Raw genomic sequence first — 640 nt, 5'->3', positions numbered from 1 at the left:
TCGGTCAGCAGGTCCGCGTGCCCAAGACCGCCGAGCTCGTCGCGGCCCAGCTCCGCCGCCAGATCGTCCGTGGTGAGCTCGTCGAAGGCGACGCCCTACCCCCCGAAGCCGTCCTCATGGAACAGTTCGGCGTCTCCCGCCCCACCCTGCGCGAAGCCTTCCGCGTCCTCGAATCCGAAGCCCTCATCTCCGTCCGCCGCGGCGCCCACGGCGGCGCCCGCGTCCACACCCCCGACGGCCAGGTCGCCGCCCGCTACGCCGGCCTCGTCCTCGAACACCGCCACACCACCCTCGCCGACGTCCACACCGCCCACACCCTGCTCGAACCCGCCGCCGTCCGACTCCTCGCCACCCACCACACCGACACCACCCTCACCACCCTCCACACCGCCCTCACCCACCCCGACCCCACCCACTTCCACCACCAACTCCTCGAACACGCCGGCAACCAGACCCTCACCATGATCGCCGGCATGCTCCGCCACATCCTCGACACCCACACCCCCCTCCCCCACCCCACCCACACCACCCCCCACAACCACCACGACCACACCCACCTCCTCGACCTCATCGCCCGCCACGACACCGACGCCGCCGAAGCCCACTGGCGCACCCACATCGCCACCACACCCAGCCAGCC

General features: G+C 71.7%; 1 protein-coding gene. It reads left to right on the top strand.

Translation table 11 applies throughout. The features are described 5' to 3' along the window. A partial coding sequence (locus tag AC559T_RS15355) for a FadR/GntR family transcriptional regulator (RefSeq protein ID WP_498869172.1) occupies positions 1-640 on the top strand: 640 nt, incomplete at both ends.

This window comes from Frankia sp. Hr75.2, assembly GCF_949319125.1.
Classification (GTDB): Bacteria; Actinomycetota; Actinomycetes; order Frankiales; family Frankiaceae; genus Parafrankia; species Parafrankia soli.
The sequence above is the reverse complement of the archived record's forward strand: the minus strand, read 5'-3'. Positions and strand labels throughout refer to the sequence as shown.